Genomic DNA, 26294 nt, shown 5'->3' on the forward strand with positions numbered 1-26294 from the left:
TGCCTCAGATATTCTGCCCGATCCGCCACAGCACACCGCTCGGGTCGAAGATGATGAACTCGCGGATGCCCCAGGGCTGGTCTTCGGGGGCGATGGTGCGTACGCCGAAGCGTTCGGCCAGGTTTTCCTGTTGCACATGGGCCCACCAGGCTTCGACGTCATCGACCAGCAGGTGCATGACGAAGTTGTCCGCCTGCTCCTTGACGTAGAAATTCTGCAGCAGGAAGGCGCTGTGCTCGCCATTGCTGAAGTAGCTCATCTCGTCCGATTGCCAGCCGGGTTTGAAGCCCAGGGCAGTGTAGAACGCCTGGCTTAGCGGGTAGTCCTTTGCCGGGATGAAGGTCTTGAGTTCGACGCTGGTCAGCATGGGGATCCTCCTGATCCGTGGGTTATCGGGTGTTGTTTCGTAGCCAGCGCGCGATGCCCTGGCCGGCTACGCGGCCGCTGGCGAAGCAGGCAGTGAGCAGATAGCCGCCGGTGGGTGCTTCCCAGTCGAGCATTTCGCCGGCGCAGAAGGTGCCGGGCAGGGTGGTCAGCATCAGCCCCTTGTCGAGGGCTTCGAACGGCACGCCACCGGCACTGCTGATCGCTTCCTCCAGCGGGCGCGGTTGGCGCAGCTGGATGGGCAGGGCTTTGATCGAGGCGGCCAGGCGTCCAGGGTCGACGAAGTGTTCGGCGGGGGCCAGCTCACGTAGCAGTGCAGCCTTGGCGCCATCCAGCCCGGCCTGGCGATGCAGGTGTTTGGCCATGGAGTGTGAGCCGCGCGGTTTGCTCAGGGCCTTGCTCAAGGCTTCTTCGCTACGTTGTGGCAGCAGGTCGAGATGCACCGTGCAACTGCCGTCACGACTGATGCGCTGGCGAATCCCGGCGGACAGGGCGTACACCAGGCTGCCCTCGATGCCCGTGGCGGTGAGTACGAACTCACCCTGGCGCTGCGCTTCGCCAGCCAGGCCCAGGGCGACGTTCTTCAGCGGCGCGCCAGCGAATTTTTCGCGCAGTAATGAGCTCCAGGCGTCCACATCGAAACCGCAGTTGCTGGGCTGCAGCGGGGCGATGGGTACGCCGGCCTGTTGCAGATGTGCGACCCAACTGCCATCGGAGCCGAGCCGCGGCCAACTGCCGCCGCCCAGGGCCAGCAACACGGCATCGGCATGGATCGAGCGGTCGCCCTCTGGTGTGTCTAGCCGCAAGCTGCCATCGGCATTCCAGCCCAGCCAGCGGTGTCGGGTATGCAAATGCACGCCTGCTTCGCGCAGGCGTTTGAGCCAGGCGCGCAACAGCGGCGCGGCCTTCATGTCGGTGGGGAACACGCGACCCGAGGTGCCGACGAAGGTCTCGATGCCAAGGCCATGAATCCAGTCGCACAGGGCATCGGCGTCGAAGTCTTGCAGCAGCTTGTCGATCTGCGGCTGGCGTTCGCCGTAGCGAGCGACGAAAACCGGGTAGGGCTCGGAGTGAGTGATGTTCATGCCGCCGACGCCGGCGAGGAGGAATTTACGCCCCACCGATGGCATGGCATCGAACAGTTCGACGCGCAGGCCGGCACCTGCCAGTACCTCGGCGGCCATCAGGCCGGCTGGGCCGCCGCCGATGATGGCGACCGAGTGAGAGGAGGGCGTGAGAATGTCGGTCATGGTGGCATCGGTTGGGCAAAGGGAGAAGTTTACCCGAGGCTTCGTTGCTGCCATACCCGCGCGGCACTGTGGTGGAGGATGCCGTGGCGCCGGGCCAGGGCGTGGCGATCCTTGCTGTAGCCGCCACCGATCACGCCGACCACGGGAATGTCGCGGCCCAGGCAATGCTGCAGCACGGCCTCGTCGCGGGCGGCCAGGCCGGCGTCGGTGAGTTGCAGGTAGCCGAGGGCATCGTCGCGGTGTACGTCGACGCCGGTGTCGTAGAGCACGATATCCGGCTGATAGAGGGGTAGCAGGTAGTTGAGGCTGTCGTCGACCACCCGCAGGTAGTCGCTGTCGCCCATGCCCCGGGGCAGGGGAATGTCCCAGTCGCTGGCGGCCTTGTGCGCCGGGAAGTTCTGCGCGCAGTGCAAGGATACGGTGATCGCGTCCGGCGTATCGGCGAGCAGGCGCGCCGTGCCATCACCCTGGTGCACGTCGCAGTCGAAGATCAGCACTCGCTGCGCCTTGCCGCTTTCCAGCAGGTAGCGGGCGATCACCGCCAGATCATTGAAGATGCAGAAACCCGCCGGGTAATCGTAGTGAGCGTGGTGGGTGCCGCCCGCCAGGTGACAGGCCAGGCCGTGGTGCAGGGCCTGCTCGGTGGCCAGCAGCGAGCCGCCGACTGCCCGCACGGTGCGTCGAGCCAGCTCCGGGCTCCACGGCAGGCCCAGGCGGCGCTGATCCTCGTCGCTCAGCTCGCCGTTCAGGTAACGCTCTACATAGGCGGGGCAATGGCAGAGGGCGAGGATGTCCGCGGGGCAGATTTCCGGGCGCAGCAGGTCGACATCCCGAGTCAGTCCGCTGTCCACCAAGTGGTCGCGCAGCAGACGGAATTTCTCCATCGGGAAGCGGTGGCCCTCTGGAAAGGGCGGGCTGTAGTCGTCGTGGTAGATCAGCGGCAGGGGCATACAATGGCGGCGTTGGTGAACCCTGAGCAGTATGCACGAGAAGCGAAATGGATGTGATCGAGCTGCAGACGCCACGCCTGAACCTGCGCGCCTGGCATGACGAAGACCTGAGCGAGCTGGCGACGTTGTGCGCTGACCCTGAGGTGATGCGCTATTTTCCCGCACCCTTGAGCCGCGAGCAGAGCATGGTGTTACTGGCGCGTCTGCAGCAGCACTTCAGGCAGCACGGTTTCGGCTTCTGGGCGTTGCAGCGTCGTGAGGATGGGCGCTTTATCGGCTTCACCGGGCTGGCCCATGTTGGCTTCGAGGCTCCCTTCAAGCCAGCGGTGGAGATTGGCTGGCGACTGGTGCCGGGTCATTGGGGGCAGGGCTATGCACAGGAGGCCGCTCGCGCCGCTCTGGATTGCGCTTTTGGCCGCTTGGCGCTGGAGCGGGTGGTGTCCTTCACCGCTACCGTGAATACGCCATCGCAGCGAGTGATGCAGGTGCTCGGCATGCGGCCGGCTGGCGGCTTCGAACACCCTGCGCTGGCGCCCGGGCACCCGCTACGCCAGCACCTGCTGTACGAGATGACGCGAAACGGATGGCCGAAGCGGGGCTGAGCCTGTCGTCTCTGCCGCCATGCCAATATTCCTGACGGCCCGCAAAGGCATTACCATTCACCGTCCGCGCACCCCGCGCGTGTCGCAGTATTGCCCTGGTCAAGGGCCGTGGAGAACCGCTATGAGTCAAGTCCTGCAAGAGTTGGTGGCGTTGCTGAGCCTTGAGGCCATCGAGGAAAACCTGTTCCGTGGCGTCAGCCAGGATCTCGGCTTTCGCCAACTCTTCGGTGGCCAGGTACTGGGGCAATGCGTGTCGGCGGCCTCCCAGACGGTCGAGGCGGATCGCCACGTGCATTCGCTGCACGGTTACTTTCTGCGCCCTGGCGATGCCACGTTGCCGGTGGTGTATCAGGTCGACCGCGTGCGTGACGGCGGCAGCTTCAGCACCCGCCGGGTGACGGCGGTGCAGAAGGGCAAGGCGATCTTCACCTGCAGCGCCTCGTTCCAGTACCTGGAGGAAGGACTCCACCATCAGGAGCAGATGCCCGATGTACCAGGCCCGGAAGGGCTGCGTTCGGAAACCGAACTGGCCAGCCTGGTGGCTGACTCGCTGCCGCCGCGGGTACGTGAGCGTGTGCTGTTCGACAAACCCATCGACATCCGCCCGGTCACCGTCGACAACCCGTTCGCGCCGCAGCGCAGCGAGCCGGTCAAGTACGTATGGTTCCGCGCGGACGGCGAGCTGCCGGACACGCCCGCCATCCACAAGTACCTGCTGGGCTACGCCTCGGACTTCAATCTGCTGACCACCTCGATGCTGCCCCACGGCGTATCGGTGTGGCAGAAATTCATGCAGGTCGCCAGCCTCGATCACTCCATTTGGTTCCACGGCAACCTGCGCATGGACGACTGGCTGCTCTACGCCATGGACAGCCCCTGGGCAGGCAATGCCCGCGGTTTCTCCCGCGGCAGTGTGTTCAACCGTCAGGGCCAGCTGGTTGCCTCGGTTGCGCAGGAAGGCCTGATCCGCTTGCGCGAAGACTGGCGCTGAGCGGTTTCGCAGCGGCTATTCGATATTGTCCTGCCGGAGGGGTAATGAGTCTGCAGCGCTATACCCATTGGGTCTTCGATATGGACGGCACCCTGACCATCGCCGTGCATGATTTTTCCGTTATCCGCATGGCCCTGGACATCCCGCCCGAGGACGACATCCTTCATCACCTGGCAGCGCTGCCCCCGGACGTCTCGCGGGCCAAGCATGCCTGGCTGCTCGAGCACGAGCGGGAACTGGCCATCGCATCCCGGCCAGCGGCAGGTGCCGTGGCATTGGTGCGAGCGCTGCACGCGCGGGGGCTGCGCCTTGGCATCCTGACCCGTAACGCCCGAGAGCTGGCGCTGCTGACCCTGCAGGCCATCGGCCTGGATGACTGCTTCGCGACGCTCGACATTCTCGGTCGTGACGAAGCGCCGCCCAAGCCCGATCCAGGCGGTCTGCTGCACTTGGCCGACCGCTGGCAGGTGGCACCACGGGACATGGTGATGGTCGGCGATCACCGTCATGATCTGGCGAGTGGCCGTGCCGCAGGCACCGCTACGGTGCTGGTCAACCTGCCGGCCAACCCCTGGCCGGAACTGACCGATCATTTCGTCGCGGATTGCTCGGCGCTTCAGCGGCTGTCGCTGGGCGCCTGAGTGCGTTGGCAGCACCCGTCACCCGCTTGCAGGTCATCGAGAATCGGGCAGTCGGGTTGATGATCGCCCTGGCAGTGATTCACCAGATTCTGCAGCGTATCGCGCAGGGCTTCGAGTTCGGCGATCTTCTCGTTGAGCGCGTCGATATGCTCGACGGCCAGGGCTTTTACATCGGCGCTGGCCCGATCCCGGTCGTGCCATAGCGCCAGCAGCTTGCCCGACTCGGCGAGAGAAAATCCCAGGTCACGGGCGCGGCGAATAAAGCGCAGGCGCTGCAGGTCATCGTCGCCATACTGGCGATAGCCACTTTCGCTGCGCCCGGCGCTGGGCAGCAGGCCGATGGCTTCGTAGTAGCGGATCATCTTGGCGCTAAGGCCGGTGTGCTTGGCCGCCTGCCCGATATTCATCTGCGTTACTCCTCGCTCGAGTCGTTGGGTCGCCAGGTTTTCAGCAGCAGGGCATTGCTCACCACACTGACGCTCGACAGCGCCATCGCCGCGCCGGCCAGCATCGGGTTGAGCAGGCCGAAAGCGGCCAGGGGAATGCCCACCAGGTTGTAGATGAAGGCCCAGAACAGGTTCTGGCGGATCTTGGCGTAGGTGCGCCGGGCGATGTCCAGTGCCGCGGGTACCAGGCGTGGATCGCCACGCATCAGGGTAATGCCGGCGGCCTGCATCGCCACATCGGTGCCGCCACCCATGGCGATACCGACATCCGCCGCCGCCAGGGCAGGGGCGTCGTTGATACCGTCGCCGACCATGGCCACTACGCCAGAGGCTTTCAGCTCACCGACGATGCGCGCCTTGTCCGCGGGCAGCACCTGAGCATGAACCGAGTCGATGCCGAGCTGGCGGGCGACGGCTTGCGCACTGCCCTGGTTGTCGCCACTGATCAGGTGGCTGACGATGTGCCGCCTGCCGAGCTCGGTGATGGCCTCGCGGGCACCGTCCTTCAAGGTATCGCCAAAGGCGAACAGCGCAAGCACGTGTGCTGATGCGTCATGCTCGATCAGCCAGGACAGCGTGCGTCCCTCCGCTTCCCAGGCCTGCGCAGCAGTTGCCAGTTCGGCTGGTTCGCTGGCGCCGCTTTCCAGCAACAGGCGACGATTGCCCAACTGCAGCAACTGTCCCTCGACCTGCCCGGCAATGCCACGACCAGCCAACGCCTGGCTGGCAATCACCGGCGGTGGCTTGATGTGCGCCTCTTCGCAAGCTTGCAGCACCGCCTTGGCCAATGGATGCTCACTGCCCTGCTGCAGGGCTCCCGCCAGGAGCAATGCCTGGTTCGTCTCGACCCCGACGGTGTGCAGGTGAGCGATGCGCGGTGTGCCGGATGTCAGGGTGCCGGTCTTGTCGAACGCCACCACAGTGACGCCATGGGCGATCTCCAGGGCTTCGGCATCTTTGATCAGAATGCCGTGCCGAGCCGCCACGCCGGTGCCGGCCATGATCGCCGTTGGCGTCGCCAGGCCCAGGGCACAAGGGCAGGCGATGACCAGCACGGCCACGGCATTGAGCAGGGCGTTTTCCAGACCAGCACCGAGGGCCAGCCAGACGACCAGTGTCAGCAGTGCAATCAGCAGCACGGCCGGTACGAAGACCTGGCTGACCTTGTCCACCAGTTTCTGGATCGGCGCCTTGGCGGCCTGCGCGTCCTCTACCAGGCGGATGATCCGCGACAGTACGGTTTCTGCGCCAAGGGCGGTGGTTTCGATCAGCAGGCGACCTTCGCCATTGATCGCGCCGGCGGTCACCGGGTCGCCCGGCGCCTTGGCTTGCGGCAGGCTTTCGCCGCTGATCAATGCTTCGTCGGCGTGGCTGTTACCTTCCAGCACCTTGCCGTCGACCGGAAAACGCTCACCAGGCCGAACCAGTACCTGGTCGCCGAGGCTAAGCGCGCTGACGGCTACTCGCTGTTCGACACCATCGAGCAGGCGCACCGCTTGGTCGGGACGCAGTGCCTGCAGGGCGCGGATGGCGGAGGTGGTCTGGCGTTTGGCGCGGCTCTCCAGGTATTTGCCGAGCAGGATCAGGGCGATGATCACCGCCGAGGCTTCGAAATACAGGTGCGGCATATGACCCGCCGGGGTGATCGCCCATTGATAGAGGCTCAGGCCATAACCGGCACTGGTGCCCAGGGCGACCAGTTGATCCATATTGCCGGCACCGCTGCGCAGCGCGCTCCAGGCGGCCCGGTAGAAGCGCGCACCGAGCACGAACTGCACGGGGGTGGCCAACAGGAACTGCACCCAGGCCGGTAGCATCAGATGCACGCCGAAAGGCGCCAGCAACATCGGGAGAACCAGTGGCGTTGCCAGTAGCAGCGCCAGTATCAGTCGCCAGCGTTCGGCTTGCAGGCGTCTATCGGCAGCGTCGTTGTCCGTTTGCTGGATATCCACGGGGCTGGCCGAATAACCCGCAGCTGACACGGCGGCGAGCAGCGTTTGTGTGTCCATCCCCGCGACCACTTGCACCTGGGCTTGTTCGGTCGCCAGGTTGACGCTGGCCGACAGCACCCCAGGCTGCTTGCTCAGTGCGCGCTCGACGCGGCCCACGCAACTGGCGCAAGTCATTCCCTCGATGGCCAGATCCAGCGTTTCCCTGGGGATCTCGTAGCCAGCCTTTTCGACTGCCGCCACCAGTGCTGGCAGTTGCTCGGCAGGCGCCTCGACGCGTGCGCGCTCGCTGGCCAGGTTGACGCTGGCGGTGTTGACCTGCGCTACGCTTCGCAAGGCGCGCTCGACCCGGCCGGCACAGCTGGCGCAGGTCATGCCGCTGATCGGCAGATCGAGAGTGGACGATGTGGGCATGACGAGCTCCGATGGATCCTGGCTGATAGGCACAGGATCAACCTTGACATATGGGTAAGGTCAAGCCCCGAAACCGCTGCCGTGTCCGGCACGGCTCACTGGCTGGGTGGCGCAGGCGTCAGGTATGGGCCAGAGGCGCTGAGGCCAATGCGATAACGGCGGATTTCGCCGGCTTGCAGGCTCAGCCGCTGGCTATCGAGCGGGGTGATGCCTGCCTGGCAGTTCTCCGTACCGATCATGCCCAGGCGAACCGATACCTCGCCCGGCGGCAGATTGAAGGACACCGATTGGCCCTGAAACAGTCGCGCGGCCAGTTGATCCTGCAGGTAGACGCCGAACTCGCATGGCGATGCCACTTCCAGGCGCTCGCGGGAAACGATCAGCACGGCATAGCCATCGCCCATGGTGGTATGTGACGGCAGCACCTGAGCGAGGGCTGGCAAGGGCAGGGCAAGAAACAGGGAGAGCAGGAGGCGGGACATGGTCAGACCAGTAGCAGTGGAGTTTTCTGAGCTTGGCCGAGGTTACCGCGTTCAACAAGGTGATGCTTGACCTTGACCCGATGGCAAGCTCGATACTCCCTCACCGTTCGAACGATTGCCCTGGCGGGCAGAGGAGATGACGATGAAGGTATTCAAGGTGGAAGGGATGACATGCGACCATTGTGTGCGGGCGATCACCGGCGCCGTACAGGCCATCGACGCCTCGGCACAGGTGCAGGTCGATCTGGCCGCAGGCGAGGTCAGGGTGCGAACCTCGCATCCGGTCGATCAGGTGCTCGCCGCGATTATCGACGAAGGCTATAAGGCCGAGGCGGTGCCAGCGGCCCGAACCTAGGCTAGCCAATGGCGAGGCTCGGTCAGGCCGCGTTGCCAGCCGCTTCTAATTCCAGTCGTGTATCAAGCCGCGGAAAAGCCCGTCGACCATCACCGGCCCGTCTCTCTGCGGGTCGAACAGGCTGTTGTCGCGCAGCCAGTCGCTGAGCATGCCGACGATCAGTGCGTGCACGGTGCGGGCAGCGAGGCGCGGCGTCATGCCTGGGCGCAATCGCGATTGCGCTGACGGATGGGCGAAGATCGCCTCGCACAGGTCGATGAACTGATTGATGAAGGCTTCATGGCGTTCTTCCGCCTCGCGCAGTTCTTCGGTGAACTCGCAGCGGTGTAGCAGCACCGTGAAGATGCGCCGCTTCTGCTCGTCCAGGGCGATGCTGGCGATACCTTCGACACACAGCTCGCGCAGTGACTGCAACGCATCGCCGGAGTCGCTCTCCTGCAGGTGTCTGGCCAGTTGCTCCGGGGGTAGGCGTACCTGGCTGAGCATGTCGTGAAACAAGTGGGCCTTGTTCTGGAAGTGCCAATACACCGCGCCACGCGTAACGCCAGCGTGCTTGGCGATATGCTCCAGGCTGGTGTGGGCGACACCCTTTTCCAGAAACAGCATCTCGGCGGATGCCAGAATGGTGTTGCGGGTCTGTTCTGCTTGTTCTTTGGTTCGACGCATACGGCAGGAATCAATCGGTTCAGGAAAGGCGAGTGTAATTATTTTTCGCCCCTAAGGTTTGTTTTACAGACGAAGTTGTATGTAATTGTCGGCGTTCACTCTTTCAGGGGCGTCAAGCGCTCCGCCCGTTGACCCAGCCTGGGTTGGGACACTCGTCGAGTACCTTGCAAATGACGTTTCGCCTGTTGCTGATCCTCGGGGCACTCAGTGCCTTCGGCCCGCTAGCCATCGATTTCTATCTGCCCAGCTTTCCCGCCCTGGCGCTGGCGTTCGACACCGACACCGAGCATGTCCAGCTCTCCCTGGCGTCCTACTTTGCCGGCCTGGCCATCGGACAGTTGCTCTATGGGCCGCTGGCCGATCGGTTCGGGCGGCGCATACCGCTGCTCGTCGGTGTGTCCCTGTTCACCCTGGCCTCGCTGGCCTGTGCCGTGGCGCCCACTCTCGAGTGGCTGATCGTCGCGCGCTTCGTGCAGGCCCTTGGCGGTTGCGCCGGCATGGTGGTGTCGCGGGCCGTGGTACGCGATCTGTGCGATCCGATCAGCTCGGCCAAGGTTTTCTCGCAACTGATGCTGGTGATGGGGCTGGCACCGATTCTCGCACCCGTGGCGGGTGGTTTGCTGCTCAACCTGTTCGGCTGGCCGTCGATCTTCGTCTGCCTGATGCTGTTCAGTGCGACCTGCCTGGTCGCCCTGTTCCTGTGGTTGCCGGAAACCCTGAACCCCGATGTCGAGCCGCCACCGCTGCGTGGCGCGCTCGGCGAATATCGCCGGCTGTTCGCCGATCTGCCCTTTATCGGCCACGCCCTGACTGGCGGTCTGGCGATTGCCGGCATGTTCGCGTACATCGCCGGCTCACCCTTCGTGTTCATCGAGCTCTATGGCGTTGCGACAGAACACTACGGCTGGCTGTTCGGCGCCAATGCTGCCGGCTTCATATTGGCGGCGCAGCTCAACGCATGGTTGGTATCACGCCAAGGGCCGGCCTACTGGGCCAGGCGCATCGTCTGGTTCTACCTGGGGTGTGGCGCGGTGTTGCTGCTGTTGTCCTGGTTGCATGGCCAATCGCTGTGGCCGCTGCTGGTGCCGCTGTTCGGCTGCATCGCGTCGTTGGGGATCCTGCTACCGAATACCTCCGCCTGTGCGATGGCCGGGCAGGGGCGCCACGCAGGGAGCGCGTCGGCCCTGATGGGCAGCCTGCAATTCACCATCGCGGCGACCGCCGCGTCCATGGTCGGCGTGCTGCATGACGGCAGCGCCGTGCCAATGGCGGTGGTGATCTTCTGTTGCGGCGTGCTGGCGGTACTGGCTTCGCGCTTCACCCGCTGGGCGGAGCAACGGGCCGGGCACCCGCACGGCTGACCGATGGCTCAGCTCGCCATGCGTTGTCCGGCCGCCGGCAGCGCATGGGGCGCCTGCACCCTCGCTTCGAGAGTCGCCACGAACTGGCGCGCTTCGTTTTCGCTGCGAAAGCTGACCTGATGCCTGTCGAGGCTGACTTGCCAGTGAGTGCCGAGAGGGCCTTTCAACGCACGTATCCGGATATCCATGATGGTGTCTCCCAGTGAGCGTGCGAACAGTCTAGCTGCTACTGGCGTAGTTGCTCTGATGCAGATCAATGAAGCGACGGACGTCACGGCTTGCTCATGGTGTACTTGCAAAGTCATTTTTCGCAGGCAAAAAAAGACCCGGCAAAGAGCCGGGTCAATAACCGTGATTAGCCTGATGAGGAGATAATCTGAAGAGTCCGACCTAAGGTCTCTTTAGGTTATCGGCCGATCTCGCGATCAGCTGATGCAAATAATAGCAATTCTCATTACATAGTCAACAGCTATTTGGAAATTATTTTCCCTCATCGTCGCCATAGCGATTTTCTGCAGTCTGAAACGAAGAACCCCGGCGCATGGCCGGGGCATCTGTAAGCGTGGCTGACTTCAGCCAGGCTGGCGTAGCTGAGTAATTTCCTTATTGAGCAGGTCGATGCGCCGGGCCATGCTCTCGACAAGGCTGTGGGCGATGCGTGGATTGCTTTCCATCAGGCTGAGGAACTGATCCTTGGGGATCACCATCACCGTGCAGGCTTCGCTGGAGATAACCGTGGCGCTGCGCTTCTCATGGGTGAACACGGCCATGGCGCCGAAGATCTCGTCTTTCTGCACATCCCCCACCTTCACGCCATCGACGAAGGCTTCGGCGTGCCCTTCGATGATGATGAATACATGATCGGCCTCGTCGCCCTGATTGATCAGCGCATCGCCTTTGGCGAAATGCTTGAAACCGGTGGTCGGGCGTACTTCTGGCTGCTTGATGCGCGCCAGAGCATCCGAGAGCAGGGCGGTATGACCTACGAGGTACTGGATGAACAGCTCCTGGCGAGGTTCGCTGGCGTAGATGTGCTTGAACACTGCGCTGCGTGAATAGGGAGTCAGGGTCACCGGCTCGTCGCTGGTATAGCGGCAGGTGGGTAGGTCGATACCCTGACGCAGGCCGACCAGATCGCCTTCCTGTAGATAGAACAGCGGTCGCTCGTCGACCAGTGCATGCAGCAAGCCGTTGTCGATGATGAACAACTGGTTACCGGGCAGCTCGCGGGTCAGATCCTCACTGCGCTCGAGGTGTAGTGCTGCGCCACAGGGGCTGAGCCCATCGAGTAACTTCCCGGGGATGCTTTGCAATCGGCTGATCAGTTGGTCGGCGTAGGCCGGTTGTTCCCCGAGTAGATACATGCTGGTTCCTTGAGCTGCTCATGCTGGGTACGCACGAAAATCCCTGGGACGATAATCGTCGCCGCGCTTCAGGTAAATCGGTCTTGCTGGAGGTTGTGAACCAACGCGTGTTCTTCGCCAGCGCAGAGTTACCGAAGCCTCTGTTCTCCGTGGGGCGGCCTCGTTAGCTTTGGGAAACGAAGCGATCGGCTGGGGCAGAACTAGATCTTGGCGTCGTTCGCCGCTTCTTCCAGCTGCAGGTTGAGGCTTTCCTTGCGGGTTGGCGGCAACTCGCTCCAGTGAATGTCCAGCAAAGCGCCTTCGATGGCGTAGAGCAGGACTTTGGAGGCTCTGAATCCGCGTGCCCGGACGGCCCTGTAAGCATCGACCGCGCCGTAGCGGCGCAGATCAGTGACATTGTGGATGCCTACCGCGTGAAGCCACTGCGACGAGGTCTTGCCCAGGTTCTTGAGATGCTGCAATTCGTCGTTCACGGAATCTCCTTTTCGCGACCGTTTTGCAGGTGGGTGCTGCATGGCCGCACTACTGGGAGAAAGTGTAGCGGCCGTTGGTTCAGGACGGAGCGTTACACATTGCTACAGGTGGTTGGGATGAGTCCGATAGCGCAGGCGTGTACCGAAGTTCATCGACATGAGAATTTCGTCAGCGCTCAGCTCGGCCGGGAAATAGGCACCGGATATCTGCGCATGGGCAATGCTGGCTCCTTCGAGTTGCGCGGTGCGTAGATCCACGCCGCGCAGGTCGGCACTGCGGAAGTAGGCATTGCGAAAGTCGATGCCTTCGGCGTCCAGAGTACGCAGGTCGAGGCCGCGGAAGTCGCCGCCGCTCAGGTCGATGGCAACGCCTTGCGGGCGCTGCGCATTGAAAGCGGCGACGTCATCTTCGTGCAGCAGGCGGTAGAGCGGGGTGTCCAGCTGGTGCGGTTGGCTCATGATGGCAGTGATCCGGAGGAGGGGGCTCACTGCCAGTATAGGCCACCTCTAAAAACTACCTGCGTTGTCATCACTGCGTTAAAAACAGGCTAAAAATGCTCATTTACAGCTCGTAAACTCCGCTTTTTCGCCTGTTTTTGCCTTGTGCTGACCGCCTCGCCTACATTTTTAGAGGTGCCCTATAGAGCGGCTTGGCGGCGCTGCTCGCCAGGTTTACAGGTTCGGGAAGCGCTGGCGAATGGCGCTGATCAGTTCGTTGAGGCTGGCGCTGTCGTGGGTATCAACCCGCTTGTAGTGAGCCAGCTCGGTTTCATCCAGGGCGTCCTGTCCGGCACGCTGGGCTTCTATCACTTCCAGTGTGGCGTCAGAGGGATCGTCACCCTGTTGCCGGCGCTGCTGCAGCCAGCTGGTAATCACCGAATCGGGTGCCTGACAGTCGAGGATCAGAAAGGGTACGCCGGTTTCTTCGGCGACAAGCTGGGCCGCCTGGCGCTGGGGACGCTTGAGGAAGGTGGCGTCCAGCACAACCGGGTAACCCGCATGCAGCGCCAGATCGGCCAGTTGGTTCAAACGCTCATAGATCGCCTTGCTGGCATCTTCACTATAAATGCCGGTATTCAGCTGATTGGTGACGCTTGCCTGTTGCTTGCCCAGCTGGCGCTTGCGCTCGACGTCCGAGCGGATGCGTATCGCGCCGAGCGCCTCGACCAGGCGCAGTGCCACCTGGCTCTTGCCGACCGCTGAAACACCGCGGGTGATAGCCAGAAAGCGTGCAGGGATAGCGCTGTAGCTTTCCGCCAGGCCGACGTAGCCGCGGTACTGACGCAGAATCACCGCCCGTTGCACGGCATCCTGCTCCTGGCCGAGGCGGAACAGCGCGACTTTGGCGCGCACCAGCGCCCGGTGGGTCTTGTAGATATTGAACAGCTTGAGCGAGCCGTAATCGCCGGTATGCTCCAGCCAACTGTTGAGCAGGCGCCGCGCCAGGCACTTGAGGCCGCGGTCTTCCAGATCCATGACCAGGAAGGCAGTATCCAGTGCGATGTCGGTCAGGCGGAACGGTTCGTTGAACTCGATGCAATCGAACAGAGTGGCCTTGCCGTCCAGCAGCGTTGCGTTACCCAGGTGAATGTCGCCGTGGCACTCGCGGATGAAACCCTCGCGGGCTCTGGCTTCCAGATCGGGCCACAGCCGCTCGAGGCTGGTTTCCACCCAGGCTTCCAGGGCATCCAGCTGTTGCAGGTCGGCCTTGTCGCTGAGCATCGGGCGAATCTGCTCGAAGTTCTGCCGCAACGGCGCGACGATGGCGGTGGCATTGCATAGCGAGTGGTCGATCGCGACTTGAGGCGTTTCACGGTGAAAGTCGGCGATCTGTTTGGCCAGTGCGTCGATATGAGCTTCGTTCAACTCACCCCGAGCTTGCACCTGAGCCAGTAGTTGCTCCTGAGGGAACTGACGCATCTTCAATGCGTATTCGATGATCGAACCTGCGCCGTCCAGTCGTGGGGCGTCGACGCTGCCGCTGATCGGCAACACCTCCAGATACAAATCCCGGGTCAGGCGCTGATTGAGGCGCAGCTCTTCCTGGCAGAAGTGCTGGCGGGACTCCAGGGAGGTGAAATCGAGGAAGCCGAAATCCACCGGTTTCTTGATCTTGTAAGCGTAAGGGCCAGTCAGCACAACCCAGGAAATATGGGTCTCGATGACACTGAAACCGTCCACCGGGTGCGGATAAAGGGCCGGGTTCTGCAGGGCGGTAATCAGGGCTTGGCTCACGGGTGATCCTTGGCTTGGAAAGGAGGAGAACAGGCACGCATTATGGCCCCTCATTGCCAGGCTGCAAACCGCTAGGCTGTGCCTGCCGGCGTTTCGCAAAGTGCGTATAATGCCGCGCCATGACTCGTACTCGATCTTCCCGCTCCCGTTCCAAACGCCGCCCCCGTGGCATGCGCCCCTTGCTGGGCTGGGCTATAAAGCTCGGCCTGGTCGGCTTGGTGCTGTTCGCCGGTTTCGCGGTTTACCTCGATGCCATCGTTCAGGAGAAATTCTCCGGCAAGCGCTGGACCGTTCCGGCCAAGGTCTATGCCCGGCCGCTGGAGCTGTTCGTCGGCCAGAAGCTGGCCAAGGACGACCTCCTCAAGGAAATGGATGCCCTCGGCTACCGCCGTGAAAACTCGGCGAGCGGGCCCGGTGCCGTTGCCGTGTCGGGTAACAACATTTCCCTGCACTCGCGTGGTTTCCAGTTCTACGAGAGCGCAGAGCAGGCACAGCAGGTCAACGTGCGTTTCTCCGGCGACTACGTCGCTTCGCTGACCAAGGCCGACGGCAAAGACCTGGCCGTGGCGCGTCTGGAGCCGATGCTGATTGGCGGTCTGTATCCCGCGCATCAGGAAGACCGCGTGCTGATCAAGCTCGATCAGGTGCCTGCCTATCTGGTGGAAACGCTGGTGGCGGTCGAAGATCGCGAGTTCTTCAGCCATTTCGGGGTGTCGCCGAAATCCATCGCCCGTGCGGTGTGGGTCAACGCCACTGCCGGCCAGCTCCGCCAGGGCGGTAGCACCCTGACCCAGCAGTTGGTGAAGAACTTCTACCTGACCAACGAACGCAGCCTGACCCGCAAGATCACTGAAGCGATGATGGCGGTATTGCTGGAACTGCATTACGACAAACGCGAAATTCTCGAGGCGTATCTTAACGAGGTGTTCCTCGGCCAGGACGGCCAGCGCGCGGTGCACGGCTTCGGCCTGGCCAGCCAGTACTTCTTCAGCCAGCCGCTGTCCGAACTCAAGCTTGACCAGGTGGCGCTGTTGGTGGGCATGGTCAAGGGGCCGACCTTCTATAATCCGCGGCGCAATCCAGAGCGGGCCTTGAGCCGCCGCAACCTGATTCTCGATCTGTTGGTCGAACAGGGTGTGGTGTCGCCGGAGGAAGCTGCGGCCGCGAAAGAGCGCCCACTCGGTGTGACTCAGCGCGGTAGCATGGCCAATGGCTCGTTCCCGGCTTTCCTCGATCTGGTGCGGCGTCAGTTGCGTCAGGATTACCGTGACGAAGATTTGACCGAAGAAGGGCTGCGTATCTTCACCAGTTTCGATCCGATCCTGCAGCTCAAGGCCGAAGATGCCCTGGCCGAAACCTTCAAGCGTCAGGCCGGGCGCAAGGACTCTGATCAGGTTGAAGCCGGCATGGTGGTCACCAATCCGGAGACCGGTGAAATCCAGGCGCTGATCGGCAGCCGTCAGCCGCGTTTTGCCGGATTCAACCGTGCGCTGGACGCGGTGCGGCCTATTGGCTCGCTGATCAAACCGGCCATCTACCTGACTGCTCTCGAGCGCCCCAGTCAGTACACCCTGACCACTCGTGTGCTGGATGAGGCGTTCTCGGTGAAGGGCCAGGATGGTCAGGTGTGGAGGCCGCAGAACTACGATCGCAAGGCCCATGGCAGCATTTACCTGTATCAGGGGCTGGCCAACTCCTACAACTTGTCCTCTGCCAAGTTGGGCCTGGAACTGGGCGTGCCGAACGTGCTCAAAACCCTGGAGCGTTTGGGCGTGTCGCGGCAGTGGCCGGCCTATCCTTCGATGTTGCTGGGCGCGGGTGCGCTGACGCCACTTGAAGTGACGGGCATGTACCAGACCCTCGCCAGCGGTGGCTTCAATACGCCGTTGCGCGGTATCCGCAGCGTGTTGACCGCCGAGGGCGAGCCGCTCAAGCGCTACCCGTACCAGATTCAGCAGCGTTTCGACGCGGGCTCGATCTACCTGCTGCAAAACGCCATGCAACGTACCATGCGTGAAGGCACTGGCCGCTCGGTATACAGCCAGTTGCCAGGCTCGCTGACGCTGGCGGGTAAAACCGGTACCAGTAACGATTCGCGCGACAGCTGGTTTGCCGGCTTCAGTCAGGATCTGTTGGCTGTGGTGTGGATGGGCCGTGACGATAACGGGCCGACGCCATTTACCGGGGCGACCGGCGCGCTGCAGGCCTGGACGGGCTTCATGCGTCGGGCCGATCCGCTGCCGCTGGACATGCCGATGCCGGACAATGTGGTGCAGGCGTGGGTGGATGCAGCGACCGGGCAAGGCTCGGCAGAGAATTGTCCGGGTGCCGTACAGATGCCGTATATTCGCGGCAGCGAGCCGGCTCCCGGGCCTGGTTGTGGTATTCAGGCACCCGTCGACTCGGTGATGGATTGGGTGCGTGGCTGGTTGGAATAAGAGAGGTTTGACGTGAGTAAGTGGTTGATTCCCGTTTTGACTGCCTCGGTGGTGCTGGGAGGTTGTGCCAGCGTACCGCGTGGTTCCATTCCGGTCGTAGACTCCGGCTCGTCTGCTTACGAGCAGGAAGATGGCTCGGGCAATGGCTACAGCAATGCACCGGCGCCGACGCAGCAGCAGTCTCAGTCCGCTCCGGATGATTCCGGTGTGGTGGTGATGGTGCCGGGTGGTAACCCGTCTACGCCGATCGATACCTATGCTGCGCCAGCTGGCGCGCCCACCAACAGTGGTGGGTTGACGTTCGACGAGCCGCCGCTGAGCAGCGAGCCTTTGGGTTCGGCGACATACGGCAGTGCGCCACAGTCTCAGCCGTCCATACCAAGCGGCATCCCCAGTGGCAACAGTGGTGGTCTGGCTGCCGATGAGCAACTGGACGGCCCGGTGCTGGCGTTGCTGACCAGTGCGCAACAGCAGCAGACTGGTGGCGACCTCAATGGTGCGGCTTCCAGTCTGGAGCGCGCGCAGCGTATCGCCCCGCGTGAACCGCAGGTGCTCTATCGTCTGGCGGAAGTGCGCCTGGCTCAGGGCGATGCCGCCCAGGCCGAGCAGTTCGCCCGCCGTGGTCTGAGCTATGCCAGTGGTCGTCCGGCTCTGCAGGCGAGCCTGTGGGATCTGATCGCCAAGTCCCGTGAGCAGCAGGGTGATGCCGCAGGTGCCGCCCAGGCTCGTGAGCGTGCGCGAGTCAATCTGTGACAGCGGCACGAGTAACCGATATCGCCGACCAGCTGTTGCTGGTCGAGCGTGCGTTGCGGACGCAAGGCTGGTGGGATACATCTGCACCGAGCGAGCAGGCCTTGGCCAGTGAGCAGCCGTTCTGCGTGGATACGCTGGACTTCGCTCAGTGGCTGCAATGGATCTTCCTGCCACGCATGAAAGCCATCATCGAGGCGGGCGCCGATCTGCCGGCCGTGTCCGGCATCTTGCCCATGGCCGAGCACGTCTATGGTGCCGACAATCGCGCTGCGGCCGAATTGTTCCAGGCTCTGCGCGATTTCGACCGGCTCATCACTGCGGGCTGAGGCCGCAGTCTTTCTCGTTACTTGCAGTTCTCTTCGATCGCCTTCTTGCTCTCGGCGATCCGCTGCTGGCGTTCTTCCTCGCCAAGACGGCGCATTTCTCCAGCATCCTCCACGCGCACCCGCGGGTTGTTTTCCAGCTGCGCGAGGTTGTTGCGCTGACTCTCGCAATATTTGCGGCGTTGCGTTTCCTGTTCGGCCACCTCCTGCTTGACCTTGGCGTCGATCGCCGCCTGTTCCGGGTCGGCGATGTTCTCAAAGGTCGGCGTCGGTTTTGGCTCGGTGGAGGGCGGTGGGGGAGTGGCCGTATTTACCGTGGTGGCTTGCTGGCCTTGCGGTGGTTGTTCGCTGAAATGGGTGACGCCCTGGGCGTCGACCCACCTGTATACCTGGCCAGCCAGGGCGGTGGTGCTCAGAGCGAGCGCCAGGCTGGTGGTGAGGATCATGCGGCGCATGGGACTTCCTTATTAGGGCTGTTGCCGAACCTTGCGGGGGCCGGAACGGGGGTTTCATGGTCTGTGCTTCGCGCAGTGGACGCTCGTGGCGGCGCGTGCGGAGTATCTGCCGGTTACTATAACCAAATCGGTTGCCTGTCCATCCTGCGCTGCTTCACATCGGCATGGGTTTTTCGCACATCACGGCGTTCTCGATACTTCAGCGGGCCTGGATATCCCCTGTGAATCGCATATTCCATCACGGATCACTTGACTTGCCGTCTTCGAATAACAACAATCGAATGCTCGCTGCAGTGGGGTCAGCCGCAAGCTGGCTTCAGCTCAGTAGACATGAGGCGCTACCCGCGCCGACCTTTCGTTACACCCGCAACGCGTTACCTCGCGCTGGGTGGGAAAGTCCCGCAACACATCAGGGATTCTCCCAATACTTGCTCAGTTGTAGCTGACGTAGTCGGCGACCACAGTCGCTCATGCTCTGCTGACAGTAAACCTACTCGGGCCGTACCTGCAAAAGGGCGGTTTTCTGGCGTTTTAGAGGTGAACAACGTGGAGCTTTTATCCGGCGCTGAAATGGTCGTCCGCTCGTTGCGTGACGAAGGCGTTAAGTACATCTATGGGTATCCGGGTGGTGCCCTCCTGCACATCTACGATGCCTTGTTCAAAGAACCGGAAGTGACCCACATCCTGGTTCGCCACGAGCAGGCGGCGACCCATATGGCGGACGGCTATGCCCGTGCCACCGGCAAGGCCGGCGTGGTGCTGGTGACCTCCGGCCCTGGCGCGACCAATGCCGTTACCGGTATCGCCACCGCCTACATGGACTCGATCCCGATGGTGATCCTTTCCGGTCAGGTGGCCAGTACCGTGGTTGGCACCGATGCCTTCCAGGAAGTCGACATGGTCGGCATCTCCCGCCCGATCGTGAAACACAGCTTCATCATCAAGCATCCTTCGGAAATCCCCGAAGTGATCAAGAAGGCTTTCTACCTCGCCGAGTCCGGTCGTCCTGGTCCGGTGGTCGTGGATATTCCCAAGGACATGGGCGATCCGACCCAGAAGTTCGAATACAGCTACCCGAAGAAGGTCAAACTGCGTTCCTACAGTCCGGCGGTTCGTGGCCATTCGGGGCAGATCCGCAAAGCGGCGGAAATGCTCATCGCGGCCAAGCGTCCGATCATCTATTCCGGCGGCGGCGTGATTCTCGGTGGCGCCTCGGCCCACCTGACCGAACTGGCCCGCGCGCTGAACGTGCCAGTCACCAACACCTTGATGGGCCTCGGCGCCTACCCGGGCGATGACCGTCAGTTCGTCGGCATGCTGGGCATGCACGGCAGCTACACCGCCAACCTGGCCATGCACCACGCCGACGTCATCCTGGCAGTCGGTGCGCGTTTCGACGACCGGGTCATCAATGGTGAAAACGCGACCAAGTTCTGCCCGAACGCCAAGATCATTCATATCGACATCGACCCTGCGTCGATCTCCAAGACGGTCAAGGCCGATATCCCGATCGTCGGCCCGGTCGACAGCGTGCTGAGCGAGATGGTCGCCGCACTCAAGGAAATCGAGCAGAACCCGGATAAAGACTCGCAGGCCGCCTGGTGGAAACAGATCGAGGAATGGCGCGGTAATCGCGGTCTGTTCCCGTACAACAAGGGTGACGGCAGCATCATCAAGCCGCAGACCGTGATCGAGACGCTGTACGAGGTCACCAAAGGTGATGCCTTCGTCAGTTCCGATGTTGGTCAACACCAGATGTTCGCGTCGCAGTACTACAGGTTCAACAAGCCGAACCGCTGGATCAACTCTGGCGGTCTGGGCACCATGGGCTTCGGTTTCCCGGCGGCCATGGGCGTCAAGCTGAACTTCCCGGATAACGACGTGGCTTGCGTCACCGGTGAAGGCAGTATCCAGATGAACATCCAGGAGCTGTCGACCTGCCTGCAGTACGACCTGCCGGTGAAGATCGTCAACCTCAACAACGGCGCGCTGGGCATGGTTCGCCAGTGGCAGGACATGCAGTACAGCAGCCGTTACTCGCATTCCTACATGGAGTCGCTGCCCGATTTCGTCAAGTTGGCCGAATCCTACGGGCACGTGGGCATACGCATCACGGATCTGAAAGACCTCAAGCCGAAGATGGAAGAAGCCTTCGCGATGAAGAACCGCCTGGTGTTCCTCGACATCGCCGTGGATACCAGCGAGCACGTCTACCCGATGCAGATTCGGGGTGGGGCGATGCGCGACATGTGGCTGAGCAAGACGGAGCGTACCTGACATGCGTCATATCATTTCCCTGCTGCTGGAAAACGAACCGGGAGCCTTGTCGCGTGTGGTCGGCCTGTTCTCCCAGCGCAACTACAACATCGAAAGCCTGACCGTGGCGGCGACCGAAGACCCGACTCTGTCGCGCCTGACGTTGACCACGATTGGCCATGATGACGTGATCGAGCAGATCACCAAGAACCTCAACAAGCTGATCGAAGTGGTCAAGTTGGTGGATCTCTCGGAAAACGCTCACATCGAGCGCGAGCTGATGCTGGTAAAGGTCAAGGCCACTGGCGCCCAGCGCGCCGAGGTCAAGCGCACTACCGACATCTTCCGTGGGCAGATCGTCGATGTGACGCCGAGCGTCTACACCATCCAGCTGGCCGGTACCAGCGACAAGCTGGACAGCTTCATCCAGGCCATCGGCACCGCATTGATCCTGGAAACCGTACGCAGTGGCGTCACCGGTATCGCCCGTGGCGACAAGGTACTGAGTATCTGATCGCGACGTTGAAGAAGCCCCGCCCAGTGCGGGGTTTTTTTTGCCCTCTCTGGCGACCACCCTGCTGGTCGTCGCAGGCGACGTCAAAAATGGCATCCGGTCATTTTTTGCCGAAAATTTACTGCTGGCGGTTCCAGAAGGCGGCGATCAGTGGGTCTTTGAGACGCTTTTCCAGTGCGAACAGGCCAATGTCGTAGGCGGTCAATGGCGGCTGGATATCGTAGAGGCGGATGCGTGCGGCCAATGGGCTGTTGTCCAGCACGATCTGCGGCACCACACCGATACCGAACCCCAGGCTCACCATGCTGACGATGGCTTCGTTGCCGCTCACCTGGGCATAGATCCGCGGTTTGATGTTGTGGCTTTTCAGCCAGCGATCGGTACGGGTTCGGGCCAGGCCTTCTTCCGAGAGAATCATCGGCACGTCCTGCCAGCTTTCCGCCCCGGGGTGCCTGAGCTGTTCTTCAGTCAACAGTTGAGGAGACTGCGGACCGATGAAGCGCAGCTCCGAGCGAGTGATCGATTGAAAGACGATGCCGGCCGGCAAGCTGTCGGGGAGGGCGCCGATGGCAAGATCTTCCAGCCCCAGTTGCACGCGCTCGACGGCCTTCGCCGGATCGCCGGTATGCAGCTTCATTTCGATGCGCGGGTAGGCCTGTCGGAAGCTGCTCAGGATGTCGTAGAGGAAGCTGTAGCTCGCCGTCACCGAGCAATACAGGGAGAGCTCTCCATGCAGGATCAGCTGATCCTGTCTGAAGGTCTGACGAATCGCCTGCCAGCCGTTCATGACATCGCTTGCGTACTCGCGGAACTGTTGTCCTTCGCGGGTCAGCCGTACTGAGCGATTGTCGCGCACGAACAGGGGAGCGCCGAGTTCCTCTTCGAGTTGCTTGATGCTGCGACTGAGCGCGGAGGGGCTGACGTGCTGCTCGCGGCTGGTTTTGCCGAAGTGCAGGTTATCCGCCAGGGAAAGAAAGAGCCTGAGTGAGTGGCTATCCATGAGCGTTTCATATATTGGCATGTTGTGTTGCAAATATATCATTTTACGCAATGGGAAGGATCACTTAAGGTGCCTCTGTAGTGGTGCCAGCACCCCATCCTTTTCGATTCAAAAGAGCTAAGAACATGAAAGTTTATTACGACAAAGATTGCGACCTCTCCATCATCCAGAGCAAGAAAGTCGCCATCATCGGTTACGGCTCCCAGGGCCACGCCCAAGCCTGCAACCTGAAAGACTCCGGCGCCGACGTGACCATCGGTCTGCGTAAAGGCTCGGCCACCATCGCCAAGGCCGAAGCCCATGGCCTGAAAGTCACCGACGTGGCCAGCGCCGTCGCTGCCGCCGACCTGGTGATGATCCTGACTCCGGACGAGTTCCAGGGCCAGCTGTACAAGAACGAGATCGAGCCGAACATCAAGCAGGGCGCTACCCTGGCGTTCTCCCACGGCTTCGCCATTCACTACAACCAGGTCGTTCCGCGCGCTGATCTCGACGTGATCATGATCGCGCCGAAGGCCCCGGGCCACACCGTACGTACCGAGTTCGTCAAAGGCGGCGGTATTCCTGACCTGATCGCGGTCTATCAGGACGCTTCCGGCAATGCCAAGAACGTCGCTCTGTCCTATGCTTCGGGCGTTGGCGGTGGCCGTACCGGTATCATCGAAACCACCTTCAAGGACGAAACCGAAACCGACCTGTTCGGCGAGCAGGCCGTTCTGTGCGGTGGTACCGTCGAACTGGTCAAGGCCGGTTTCGAAACCCTGGTCGAAGCCGGTTACGCGCCGGAAATGGCCTACTTCGAATGCCTGCACGAACTGAAGCTGATCGTTGACCTCATGTACGAAGGCGGCATCGCCAACATGAACTACTCGATCTCCAACAACGCCGAGTACGGCGAGTACGTGACCGGCCCGGAAGTCATCAACGCCGAATCCCGTCAGGCCATGCGCAACGCTCTGAAGCGCATCCAGGACGGCGAATACGCGAAGATGTTCATCAGCGAAGGCGCTACCAACTACCCATCGATGACCGCCAAGCGTCGTAACAACGCCGCTCACGGTATCGAAATCATCGGCGAGCAACTGCGTTCGATGATGCCGTGGATTTCGGCTAACAAGATCGTCGACAAGTCGAAAAACTAAGTCGAACCCGATCGAGAAAGAACGCGGCCCTGGCCGCGTTTTTTCGTTATGGGGCGGGCTTCTGGTATAAAGCCCGAACGCTAATGCCGACGTCAGGGCGAACGCTTGCCCAGCGACTCGGTCGAAAATTCAAATCCGTAGCAAGGTGTTGTTCATGAGCGAGCGTCCGCAAGAGCCAAAATCGTCCAAGGACGATGAAAGCTTACTGCCCATCGACGAACATATTGAGGAAGGGCACGACGACGAGGGGCGGAAGGTTCGCCATCGCGGCATCTACCTGTTGCCCAATCTGTTCACGACCGCGAATCTGTTCGCCGGCTTCTACGCCATCATCAACGCGATGAACGGCAACTTCTATGTAGCCGCCGCGGCGGTGTTCGTGGCCATGGTGCTGGACGGCCTGGATGGTCGCGTCGCGCGCCTGACCAATACCCAGAGCGCCTTTGGCGCCGAATACGATTCGCTCTCCGACATGGTCGCCTTCGGTGTCGCACCGGCATTGCTGGCCTTCGAATGGGCGCTCGGCAGTATGGGCAAGGTCGGCTGGATGGTCGCCTTCATCTATGTAGCCGGTGCTGCATTACGCCTGGCCCGCTTCAATACCCAGATCGGCAGTGTCGACAAGCGCTATTTCATCGGCCTGGCCAGTCCTGCAGCTGCTGGTGTCGTGGCCGGTACCGTGTGGGCGTTCAGTGATTTTGGCATCAAAGGCTCCAACATGGCCTTCGTGGTGGCGATCCTCGTCGCAGCGGCCGGCATGCTGATGGTCAGCAATATCAAATACAACAGCTTCAAGAACCTCGACTTGAAAGGTCGCGTACCGTTCGTGGCGATTCTTGCCGTGGTGCTGGTATTCGCTGTGGTATTCAGCGATCCACCGCGCATCTTGCTGCTGATCTTCCTCGCCTATGCGGTTTCTGGTCCGATCCAGTACCTGCTGCGTCTGCGTCGTCGCCAGACCAACGAGTGATGTAATTTCCTCCAGACTCCGTAGTCTATTGGGCATGCCTGTCCCGATACTGCGGAGTCACCATGCTGATCAAGCTCCCCCGTGCATCCGAATGCAACGAGTCTGATGTCACCTCCGAATCCGTTTACCTTTCCCGCCGTACCTTTATGTCGGCAGCCGCCGCCGGTATGGCGCTTGGCAGCGTCCCGGCGTGGGCGCAGTCATCGGCTGCCGAACGCTATGCGGATGTCGAGGCCGGGCAAGCACCCGCCTGGCTGGCCGAGCGTATCGCCGCGACCAAGTGGGAGGCGGTAACCGTCAACGGTGAAGCCGTGACACCGTTTCGTGATGCCACCCACTACAACAACTTCTATGAGTTCGGCCCGGACAAGTCGGATCCCGCGGCAAACGCCGGCAGCCTGAAAACCGAGCCCTGGTCTGTGGTGGTCGATGGTGAGGTTGGCAAGCCAGGGCGTTATGCGCTGGACGACTTCATCAAGCCCTATCAATTGGAGGAGCGCATCTACCGGCTGCGCTGCGTCGAAGCCTGGTCGATGGTGATTCCCTGGATCGGTTTCCCCATCTCCGCGTTGCTCAATAAGGTGGAGCCAACGTCTGCGGCGAAATTCATTCGCTTCGAAACCCTCAATGACCCCGACAGCATGCCGGGGCAGCGCTCGCGCTTCGGTCTGATCGATTGGCCTTATGTAGAAGGGCTGCGCCTGGATGAAGCGATGCACCCACTGGCCATTCTTGCAGTGGGCATGTATGGCCGTGAACTGCCTAACCAGAACGGAGCGCCCTTACGTTTGGTTGTGCCGTGGAAGTATGGCTTCAAGAGCATCAAGTCCATCGTCCGTATCAGTCTGGTCGGCGAGCAGCCGAAGACGACCTGGCAAAGTATCGCGGCGCAGGAGTATGGCTTCTATGCCAATGTGAACCCCCACGTCGACCACCCTCGTTGGACGCAGGCTCGCGAGCGGCGTCTACCCAGCGGGCTGTTCAGTCCCAATGTGCGCGAAACCCAGATGTTCAACGGTTACTCGGAAGAAGTCGCCGGGCTCTACAGCAATCTCGATCTGCGGAAGAACTATTGATGCGGCATCCGTACTGGCGGCTTTGCGTATTTTTGCTGGCTGCGGTCTGGCCGCTCTATTGGTTGTACCAGGCCTGGATCTTCGCCCTGGGGCCTGATCCGGGCAAGGTGTTGGTCGAACGGCTCGGGCTGGGAACGCTGATCCTGTTGCTCATCACGCTGAGCATGACGCCGCTGCAGAAAGTGAGTGGATGGTCTGGCTGGATTTCCGTGCGTCGCCAGCTCGGCCTCTGGTGTTTTGCCTATGCTGTACTGCACCTGATGGTATACGCCGTATTCATTCTTGGATTGGACTGGTCGCAGTTGGCCGTTGAATTGCGCAAGCGGCCCTACATCATCGTCGGTGCCATCGCGTTGTTCGGCCTGCTGCTACTGGCAGTCACGTCCAACCGGTACAGCCAGCGCCGTCTTGGTAAGTTCTGGAAGAAGCTGCATCGCCTCATCTACCTGATCCTGCCTCTCGGATTGCTGCATATGTTGTGGGTTGTGCGGGCTGATCTCGAAGAATGGGCTGTTTATGCAGTCATTGGTAGCCTGCTACTGATGCTGCGTATCCCGCCGGTGATGCGCCGAATCCCGCGTATCACGGGGAAGAGGGCGGAATCTTCGGCAAAAGTGTAAATAACCGTTGACCTGAGAACCAGGTTGCCTATAATGCGCACCACTTCCGGTGCGGCATGATCTGAAAACTCCTTGTTAATCAGGCAGTTAGAAGAAAATAAAGGTTGCACGGACGGCGAATTCGAGTAGAATGCGCCGGCATCGACAGGGTGGTTTGAGTGGCACTGTTGATGGCTCGATCAGG

The 26294-nt window shown here is 61.7% G+C and carries 28 protein-coding genes; 14 read left to right on the forward strand and 14 right to left on the reverse strand.

The window, feature by feature from the left end:
* Positions 1-4: 4 nt before the first annotated feature.
* The 3 genes from DNK10_RS18990 to DNK10_RS19000 are packed head-to-tail and all read right to left on the reverse strand — an operon-like array spanning position 5 to position 2584.
* Positions 5-367, reverse strand: coding sequence for a VOC family protein (locus DNK10_RS18990; protein WP_131180300.1), 363 nt, complete (start codon positions 365-367; stop codon positions 5-7).
* A gap of 22 nt (positions 368-389) precedes the next feature.
* Positions 390-1634, reverse strand: a complete 1245-nt coding sequence (locus DNK10_RS18995; protein WP_131192635.1) for a TIGR03862 family flavoprotein — start codon at positions 1632-1634, stop codon at positions 390-392.
* Positions 1635-1663: 29 nt separating this feature from the next.
* On the reverse strand, positions 1664-2584 hold the full coding sequence (locus DNK10_RS19000) for a histone deacetylase family protein (protein WP_131192636.1): 921 nt from the start codon (positions 2582-2584) through the stop codon (positions 1664-1666).
* 47 nt (positions 2585-2631) lie between these two features.
* Here DNK10_RS19000 and DNK10_RS19005 point away from each other — a divergent pair, with 47 nt between their 5' ends.
* The 3 genes from DNK10_RS19005 (at position 2632) to DNK10_RS19015 (ending at position 4818) form a co-directional block, all read left to right on the forward strand.
* Positions 2632-3186 (forward strand): GNAT family N-acetyltransferase, encoded by a 555-nt coding sequence (locus tag DNK10_RS19005; RefSeq protein ID WP_131192637.1) that lies wholly within the window; start codon positions 2632-2634, stop codon positions 3184-3186.
* 121 nt (positions 3187-3307) lie between these two features.
* The gene (gene tesB / locus DNK10_RS19010; protein ID WP_131180304.1) at positions 3308-4177 is read left to right on the forward strand and encodes an acyl-CoA thioesterase II; all 870 of its coding nucleotides are present in this window, start codon (positions 3308-3310) and stop codon (positions 4175-4177) included.
* Between the two features lie 44 nt (positions 4178-4221).
* Complete coding sequence (locus DNK10_RS19015; RefSeq protein ID WP_131192638.1) at positions 4222-4818, forward strand: HAD family hydrolase; 597 nt, start codon at positions 4222-4224, stop codon at positions 4816-4818.
* On the opposite strand, the gene cueR is transcribed toward DNK10_RS19015, so the two are convergent.
* The 3 genes from cueR to DNK10_RS19030 form a co-directional block, all read right to left on the reverse strand.
* Positions 4794-5225 carry a Cu(I)-responsive transcriptional regulator gene (gene cueR / locus DNK10_RS19020; RefSeq protein ID WP_131192639.1) on the reverse strand — a complete coding sequence of 144 codons (432 nt, stop codon included), beginning with the start codon at positions 5223-5225 and terminating at the stop codon, positions 4794-4796. The two genes, DNK10_RS19015 and cueR, sit on opposite strands and share 25 nt — an antisense overlap.
* Before the next feature lie 5 nt (positions 5226-5230).
* On the reverse strand, positions 5231-7627 hold the full coding sequence (locus DNK10_RS19025; RefSeq protein ID WP_131192640.1) for a heavy metal translocating P-type ATPase: 2397 nt from the start codon (positions 7625-7627) through the stop codon (positions 5231-5233).
* Between the two features lie 95 nt (positions 7628-7722).
* On the reverse strand, positions 7723-8109 hold the full coding sequence (locus DNK10_RS19030) for a hypothetical protein (RefSeq protein WP_131192641.1): 387 nt from the start codon (positions 8107-8109) through the stop codon (positions 7723-7725).
* A gap of 142 nt (positions 8110-8251) precedes the next feature.
* Here DNK10_RS19030 and DNK10_RS19035 point away from each other — a divergent pair, with 142 nt between their 5' ends.
* Positions 8252-8464 carry a heavy-metal-associated domain-containing protein gene (locus DNK10_RS19035; protein ID WP_131180309.1) on the forward strand — a complete coding sequence of 71 codons (213 nt, stop codon included), beginning with the start codon at positions 8252-8254 and terminating at the stop codon, positions 8462-8464.
* A gap of 45 nt (positions 8465-8509) precedes the next feature.
* On the opposite strand, the gene DNK10_RS19040 is transcribed toward DNK10_RS19035, so the two are convergent.
* A complete protein-coding gene (locus DNK10_RS19040; protein ID WP_131192642.1) occupies positions 8510-9130 on the reverse strand; it encodes a TetR family transcriptional regulator in 621 nt (206 codons plus the stop codon).
* 170 nt (positions 9131-9300) lie between these two features.
* Here DNK10_RS19040 and DNK10_RS19045 point away from each other — a divergent pair, with 170 nt between their 5' ends.
* Complete coding sequence (locus DNK10_RS19045; RefSeq protein ID WP_131192643.1) at positions 9301-10491, forward strand: multidrug effflux MFS transporter; 1191 nt, start codon at positions 9301-9303, stop codon at positions 10489-10491.
* Positions 10492-10499: 8 nt separating this feature from the next.
* Here DNK10_RS19045 and DNK10_RS19050 read toward each other — a convergent pair whose 3' ends face one another.
* The 5 genes from DNK10_RS19050 to DNK10_RS19070 all read right to left on the reverse strand — a co-directional run bounded on the left by DNK10_RS19050 (position 10500) and on the right by DNK10_RS19070 (position 14563).
* Positions 10500-10679 carry a hypothetical protein gene (locus tag DNK10_RS19050; RefSeq protein ID WP_131192644.1) on the reverse strand — a complete coding sequence of 60 codons (180 nt, stop codon included), beginning with the start codon at positions 10677-10679 and terminating at the stop codon, positions 10500-10502.
* A gap of 384 nt (positions 10680-11063) precedes the next feature.
* Positions 11064-11855, reverse strand: a complete 792-nt coding sequence (locus DNK10_RS19055) for a Crp/Fnr family transcriptional regulator (protein WP_131180313.1) — start codon at positions 11853-11855, stop codon at positions 11064-11066.
* Positions 11856-12055: 200 nt separating this feature from the next.
* Positions 12056-12328 (reverse strand): TfoX/Sxy family protein, encoded by a 273-nt coding sequence (locus DNK10_RS19060; RefSeq protein WP_131180314.1) that lies wholly within the window; start codon positions 12326-12328, stop codon positions 12056-12058.
* A 102-nt stretch (positions 12329-12430) separates the two neighbouring features.
* Positions 12431-12787, reverse strand: a complete 357-nt coding sequence (locus DNK10_RS19065) for a pentapeptide repeat-containing protein (RefSeq protein WP_131192645.1) — start codon at positions 12785-12787, stop codon at positions 12431-12433.
* A gap of 213 nt (positions 12788-13000) precedes the next feature.
* Positions 13001-14563, reverse strand: coding sequence for a bifunctional aminoglycoside phosphotransferase/ATP-binding protein (locus DNK10_RS19070; protein WP_131192646.1), 1563 nt, complete (start codon positions 14561-14563; stop codon positions 13001-13003).
* Positions 14564-14682: 119 nt separating this feature from the next.
* Here DNK10_RS19070 and mrcB point away from each other — a divergent pair, with 119 nt between their 5' ends.
* The 3 genes from mrcB to DNK10_RS19085 are packed head-to-tail and all read left to right on the forward strand — an operon-like array spanning position 14683 to position 18080.
* Positions 14683-17001, forward strand: a complete 2319-nt coding sequence (mrcB, locus tag DNK10_RS19075) for a penicillin-binding protein 1B (protein WP_131180317.1) — start codon at positions 14683-14685, stop codon at positions 16999-17001.
* A gap of 12 nt (positions 17002-17013) precedes the next feature.
* The gene (locus DNK10_RS19080) at positions 17014-17754 is read left to right on the forward strand and encodes a tetratricopeptide repeat protein (RefSeq protein ID WP_131180318.1); all 741 of its coding nucleotides are present in this window, start codon (positions 17014-17016) and stop codon (positions 17752-17754) included.
* The gene (locus DNK10_RS19085) at positions 17751-18080 is read left to right on the forward strand and encodes a YqcC family protein (protein ID WP_131192647.1); all 330 of its coding nucleotides are present in this window, start codon (positions 17751-17753) and stop codon (positions 18078-18080) included. Before DNK10_RS19080 ends, DNK10_RS19085 begins: the two co-directional genes overlap by 4 nt.
* Positions 18081-18097: 17 nt before the next feature.
* On the opposite strand, the gene DNK10_RS19090 is transcribed toward DNK10_RS19085, so the two are convergent.
* Positions 18098-18532, reverse strand: coding sequence for a DUF4124 domain-containing protein (locus DNK10_RS19090; protein WP_131192648.1), 435 nt, complete (start codon positions 18530-18532; stop codon positions 18098-18100).
* A gap of 546 nt (positions 18533-19078) precedes the next feature.
* Here DNK10_RS19090 and DNK10_RS19095 point away from each other — a divergent pair.
* Both DNK10_RS19095 and ilvN read left to right on the forward strand, forming a co-directional pair.
* Positions 19079-20809, forward strand: a complete 1731-nt coding sequence (locus tag DNK10_RS19095; RefSeq protein ID WP_131192649.1) for an acetolactate synthase 3 large subunit — start codon at positions 19079-19081, stop codon at positions 20807-20809.
* 1 nt (position 20810) lies between these two features.
* Positions 20811-21302, forward strand: coding sequence for an acetolactate synthase small subunit (gene ilvN / locus DNK10_RS19100; protein ID WP_131180322.1), 492 nt, complete (start codon positions 20811-20813; stop codon positions 21300-21302).
* Between the two features lie 118 nt (positions 21303-21420).
* On the opposite strand, the gene ilvY is transcribed toward ilvN, so the two are convergent.
* Positions 21421-22302: an HTH-type transcriptional activator IlvY gene (ilvY, locus tag DNK10_RS19105; protein ID WP_131192650.1), complete on the reverse strand. Its 882-nt coding sequence runs from the start codon at positions 22300-22302 to the stop codon at positions 21421-21423.
* A 125-nt stretch (positions 22303-22427) separates the two neighbouring features.
* Here ilvY and ilvC point away from each other — a divergent pair, with 125 nt between their 5' ends.
* From ilvC to msrQ, 4 genes are all read left to right on the forward strand, one after another.
* On the forward strand, positions 22428-23444 hold the full coding sequence (gene ilvC, locus DNK10_RS19110) for a ketol-acid reductoisomerase (RefSeq protein WP_131192651.1): 1017 nt from the start codon (positions 22428-22430) through the stop codon (positions 23442-23444).
* Positions 23445-23598: 154 nt separating this feature from the next.
* Positions 23599-24414, forward strand: a complete 816-nt coding sequence (pssA, locus tag DNK10_RS19115) for a CDP-diacylglycerol--serine O-phosphatidyltransferase (protein WP_131192652.1) — start codon at positions 23599-23601, stop codon at positions 24412-24414.
* Positions 24415-24476: 62 nt separating this feature from the next.
* On the forward strand, positions 24477-25490 hold the full coding sequence (msrP, locus tag DNK10_RS19120; protein ID WP_131192653.1) for a protein-methionine-sulfoxide reductase catalytic subunit MsrP: 1014 nt from the start codon (positions 24477-24479) through the stop codon (positions 25488-25490).
* Complete coding sequence (gene msrQ / locus DNK10_RS19125; protein WP_131192654.1) at positions 25490-26110, forward strand: protein-methionine-sulfoxide reductase heme-binding subunit MsrQ; 621 nt, start codon at positions 25490-25492, stop codon at positions 26108-26110. The genes msrP and msrQ overlap by 1 nt, the downstream gene beginning before the upstream one ends.
* Positions 26111-26294: the final 184 nt, after the last annotated feature.

Source organism: Phytopseudomonas daroniae (assembly GCF_004327275.1).
In the GTDB taxonomy this organism is placed as follows: Bacteria; Pseudomonadota; Gammaproteobacteria; order Pseudomonadales; family Pseudomonadaceae; genus Aquipseudomonas; species Aquipseudomonas daroniae.

Excerpts from the sequence above, each read along its gene's own strand:
- mrcB (WP_131180317.1), top strand. The coding sequence starts at position 14,683 with ATGACTCGTACTCGATCTTCCCGCTCCCGTTCCAAACGCCGCCCCCGT.
- DNK10_RS19040 (WP_131192642.1), bottom strand. The coding sequence starts at position 9,130 with ATGCGTCGAACCAAAGAACAAGCAGAACAGACCCGCAACACCATTCTG.
- DNK10_RS19030 (WP_131192641.1), bottom strand. The coding sequence starts at position 8,109 with ATGTCCCGCCTCCTGCTCTCCCTGTTTCTTGCCCTGCCCTTGCCAGCC.
- cueR (WP_131192639.1), bottom strand. The coding sequence starts at position 5,225 with ATGAATATCGGGCAGGCGGCCAAGCACACCGGCCTTAGCGCCAAGATG.
- DNK10_RS19050 (WP_131192644.1), bottom strand. The coding sequence starts at position 10,679 with ATGGATATCCGGATACGTGCGTTGAAAGGCCCTCTCGGCACTCACTGG.
- DNK10_RS19000 (WP_131192636.1), bottom strand. The coding sequence starts at position 2,584 with ATGCCCCTGCCGCTGATCTACCACGACGACTACAGCCCGCCCTTTCCA.
- ilvC (WP_131192651.1), top strand. The coding sequence starts at position 22,428 with ATGAAAGTTTATTACGACAAAGATTGCGACCTCTCCATCATCCAGAGC.
- ilvN (WP_131180322.1), top strand. The coding sequence starts at position 20,811 with ATGCGTCATATCATTTCCCTGCTGCTGGAAAACGAACCGGGAGCCTTG.
- DNK10_RS19035 (WP_131180309.1), top strand. The coding sequence starts at position 8,252 with ATGAAGGTATTCAAGGTGGAAGGGATGACATGCGACCATTGTGTGCGG.
- DNK10_RS18995 (WP_131192635.1), bottom strand. The coding sequence starts at position 1,634 with ATGACCGACATTCTCACGCCCTCCTCTCACTCGGTCGCCATCATCGGC.
- DNK10_RS19045 (WP_131192643.1), top strand. The coding sequence starts at position 9,301 with ATGACGTTTCGCCTGTTGCTGATCCTCGGGGCACTCAGTGCCTTCGGC.
- pssA (WP_131192652.1), top strand. The coding sequence starts at position 23,599 with ATGAGCGAGCGTCCGCAAGAGCCAAAATCGTCCAAGGACGATGAAAGC.
- msrP (WP_131192653.1), top strand. The coding sequence starts at position 24,477 with ATGCTGATCAAGCTCCCCCGTGCATCCGAATGCAACGAGTCTGATGTC.
- ilvY (WP_131192650.1), bottom strand. The coding sequence starts at position 22,302 with ATGGATAGCCACTCACTCAGGCTCTTTCTTTCCCTGGCGGATAACCTG.
- DNK10_RS19055 (WP_131180313.1), bottom strand. The coding sequence starts at position 11,855 with ATGTATCTACTCGGGGAACAACCGGCCTACGCCGACCAACTGATCAGC.
- DNK10_RS19065 (WP_131192645.1), bottom strand. The coding sequence starts at position 12,787 with ATGAGCCAACCGCACCAGCTGGACACCCCGCTCTACCGCCTGCTGCAC.
- msrQ (WP_131192654.1), top strand. The coding sequence starts at position 25,490 with ATGCGGCATCCGTACTGGCGGCTTTGCGTATTTTTGCTGGCTGCGGTC.
- DNK10_RS19005 (WP_131192637.1), top strand. The coding sequence starts at position 2,632 with ATGGATGTGATCGAGCTGCAGACGCCACGCCTGAACCTGCGCGCCTGG.
- DNK10_RS19015 (WP_131192638.1), top strand. The coding sequence starts at position 4,222 with ATGAGTCTGCAGCGCTATACCCATTGGGTCTTCGATATGGACGGCACC.
- DNK10_RS18990 (WP_131180300.1), bottom strand. The coding sequence starts at position 367 with ATGCTGACCAGCGTCGAACTCAAGACCTTCATCCCGGCAAAGGACTAC.
- DNK10_RS19090 (WP_131192648.1), bottom strand. The coding sequence starts at position 18,532 with ATGCGCCGCATGATCCTCACCACCAGCCTGGCGCTCGCTCTGAGCACC.
- DNK10_RS19025 (WP_131192640.1), bottom strand. The coding sequence starts at position 7,627 with ATGCCCACATCGTCCACTCTCGATCTGCCGATCAGCGGCATGACCTGC.
- tesB (WP_131180304.1), top strand. The coding sequence starts at position 3,308 with ATGAGTCAAGTCCTGCAAGAGTTGGTGGCGTTGCTGAGCCTTGAGGCC.